Origin of the sequence: Ornithinicoccus halotolerans (assembly GCF_009602535.1) — a bacterium.
Lineage (GTDB): Bacteria > Actinomycetota > Actinomycetes > Actinomycetales > Dermatophilaceae > Ornithinicoccus > Ornithinicoccus halotolerans.
In genome coordinates this window covers 1-2813 of record NZ_WIQI01000185.1, presented here as the reverse complement: position 1 = coordinate 2813, position 2813 = coordinate 1, and the positions used below count along the sequence as shown (strand labels likewise).

Below are 2813 nucleotides of genomic sequence, written 5' to 3'. Positions count from 1 at the left end.
GCCGCGGTGTGCCCGAGGGGGCACCGGGGCGGCAGCCCGAGCCCGAGCCGGAGCGCGCCGTGACGCCGCTGGCCAAGCCGCCGGTGCGCAAGTACGCCAAGGACCACGGGGTGGACCTGTCCCAGGTCGCCCCCACCCGGGAGGACGGCGTCGTCACCCGCGCCGACGTGGACGCCTTCCTGGCCGGAGGGGCCCCGTCGCAGCCGGCGGCCGCGCACCCGGCGACGCAGCTGCCCGAGGACCAGGGGGCCCAGCAGCCGGCCCCCGGCTGGACGCCGCCGGCCTTCGACCGTGCCGGGGAGCGAGAGACCCGCGTCCCGGTCAAGGGCGTGCGGAAGATGACCGCGCAGGCGATGGTGGAGTCGGCGTTCACCGCGCCGCACGTCAGCGAGTTCCTCACCGTCGACGTGACCGCCACCATGGAGCTGGTGGAGCGGCTCAAGGCCGACCGGGAGTTCGCCGACGTCAAGGTCTCACCGCTGCTGGTGCTGGCCAAGGCGATGACGATCGCGGTGCGCCGCAACCCGGGCGTCAACGCCGTCTGGGACGAGGAGGACCGGGAGATCGTCCAGCGCAACTACGTCAACCTGGGGATCGCCGCCGCGACCCCGCGGGGGCTGGTCGTGCCCAACATCAAGGACGCCGACCTGATGGACCTGCACCAGCTGGCCGAGGCGCTCGGCCACCTGGTCGAGACCGCCCGGGCGGGCCGGACGCAGCCGGCGGAGATGTCCGGTGGCACCATCACCATCACCAACGTCGGGGTCTTCGGCGTCGACACCGGCACGCCGATCATCAACCCCGGCGAGTCGGCGATCGTGGCCTTCGGTGCGGTGCGCCGGCAGCCGTGGGTCGTCACCGGCGCGGACGGGCAGGAGCGGATCGAGCCGCGGTGGGTCACCCAGCTGGCGGTCTCGTTCGACCACCGCCTCATCGACGGCGAGCTCGGGTCGCGGTTCCTCGCCGACCTCGGCGCGCTGCTGGAGGATCCCTCCCGCGCGCTCGTCTGGGGGTGAGCGGCCTGGCTCGCCGGCCCGCCCCCCGCGTGCCTGCCGGTGGCAGCGACACCGGCGGCCAGCAGGCAGGCGGCGGCGACGCGGCCGCGACCGGAACCGGCCCTCGGCGGACCCCGCTGAAGGACCGTGTGGTCAGCGGGCTGTGCCTGCTGCTGGCCGCCGTCGTGCTGGTCGTGGCCGCCTCGCGCGGGTCGCTGCGCAACGGCCTGCTGATCGCGGTGGTGCTGGTCGGCTACGTGGCCGTGCAGGCGGCCGGCCGGCGGCTGCTGCCTCCGGCCCGGGTGCTCACCGGGGAGGGGGCCGGGCAGCGGGAGCGGCTCGCGTTCCACCGCGCCACCCGGGTCGCCGGCTGGGTCAGCGTGGTGCTGGCCCTGGCGGCGTCCGCGCTGTGGCTGTCCACCGGCTGGGGCCCGGGACCGTGGGTCGCCGGCGCGCTGCTGGTGGTGCCGGCGGCGTTCGTGGTGTCGCTGGTGGTGCTGCTACGCCGCTGACCGGCGCCGGACCGGCTGGCTGGCTCGCGGCCGGCGACGACGCACAACGGTGGCCCACGTCGCAGCAGGTTCCTGCGACATGAGCCACCGTCGTGGGAGGCGGACCGCAGTGCGGCGGTCCTGCGCCGGCGCTCAGGCCTGGCAGGCCTCCTGCAGCTCGTCCTGGGCCTCCTCGGAGCCCTCGACGTCGATGTCCGGCAGCGAGATCTCGCCGGACTCCGCGTCGCGAGCACCGTTGTTGACGGCCCCGACCACCTCGGTGAACGGGCTGTTGATCTCCTCCAGCAGCGAGGCCACCTGCTCGTCGGTGGCCTGCCCGGCCGCATCGCTGATGCGCTGCTCCAGCAGGTTCACCTCGCTGTAGCTCGCGTCGTCGGTGATCTCGCCGCCCTCGATGGCCTCCCGGGCGTCCTCGGCGCGGTCGGCCAGCGGGCCGCCCTCCTCGAAGAAGGTGACGCAGGCCGGGTCGGACATGTCGCCGGTGGTCTCCTCCTCGTCGGCCTCGGACTCGGTCGAGGCGTCCTCGGCAGTGTCCTGGGCCTGGTCGGCGGCGTCACCGGCCTGGTCGGCGGCGTCGTCCGCGTCCTCACCGCTGCAGGCGGTCAGGGCGAGACCGGAGGCCATCACCAGGGCCAGCAGGCTGGACTTCTTCATCGCTCCACTCCTCCTCATCCGCGCAGGGGCCGCCCGGACGCGTGGTCGGCTGGGTGGTCCACGGGCAGCACGAGACCGCCCCGTGCCTGGTGCGGCAGCGTGACGGTCGGCGTCGTTGCGTCCCCTGCAGTGCTCGCCGGGTCGGTCCCGGCCGGCACTCCTCTACTCCCTCATCCTGCGTGGTCGGCCGGTCCGGAAGCAAACCGGTTCCCGCAGGTGAACGCCCCCCGCCTAGCATGGGGCGGTGGTCACCCGTGCCGATCACCTCACCGCCGGCGCCGCCCCTGATCCCGCCACCACGGGTGGGCGCCCGGCTGACCGACCCCCGCGCGGGGACGCGGCCGGGGAGGGCACCGGCGGCCGTGGCGCGCACTGGCTGCCGCTGCTGCTGTCGGTGGGCGTCGGCTTCCCCGTCGTGCTGCTGGTGGGCGCCCTCTCCGGTGCGCTGCAGCCAGTGCTGCTGGCCGACGCGGGCCCGGTCGTGCGCTTCGGCCTGCCGTTGTTGCGGGTGCTGCACGACCTGCTGGCCGCGCTGACCGTCGGCGCGCTGCTGGTCGCGGCCTTCCTCGTCCCCGACCAGGGAGACCCACCACTGCGCGGCGGTGATGTCTGCCCGGTACAGCCCGGCCACGACGGCGACCAGGACCAGGCC

At 75.0% G+C, this 2813-nt stretch carries 3 protein-coding genes and 1 pseudogene; 3 read left to right on the top strand and 1 reads right to left on the bottom strand.

Annotated features, from left to right (window positions below; all coding sequences use genetic code 11):
• Positions 1 to 1016: dihydrolipoamide acetyltransferase family protein (locus GFJ45_RS15805; protein ID WP_194288732.1), on the top strand; the 1016-nt coding region annotated here is incomplete at its 5' end.
• Positions 1013 to 1507, top strand: a complete 495-nt coding sequence (locus tag GFJ45_RS15800) for a hypothetical protein (RefSeq protein ID WP_153398989.1) — start codon at positions 1013 to 1015, stop codon at positions 1505 to 1507. The genes GFJ45_RS15805 and GFJ45_RS15800, both read left to right, overlap by 4 nt.
• A gap of 132 nt (positions 1508 to 1639) precedes the next feature.
• Here the strand turns inward: GFJ45_RS15800 and GFJ45_RS15795 are convergent, their stop codons facing one another.
• Complete coding sequence (locus GFJ45_RS15795) at positions 1640 to 2161, bottom strand: hypothetical protein (protein WP_153398986.1); 522 nt, start codon at positions 2159 to 2161, stop codon at positions 1640 to 1642.
• 244 nt (positions 2162 to 2405) lie between these two features.
• On the opposite strand from GFJ45_RS15795, the pseudogene GFJ45_RS15790 reads away from it, so the two are divergent.
• Positions 2406 to 2813, top strand: a pseudogene (locus GFJ45_RS15790) (hypothetical protein); the annotation flags it as partial.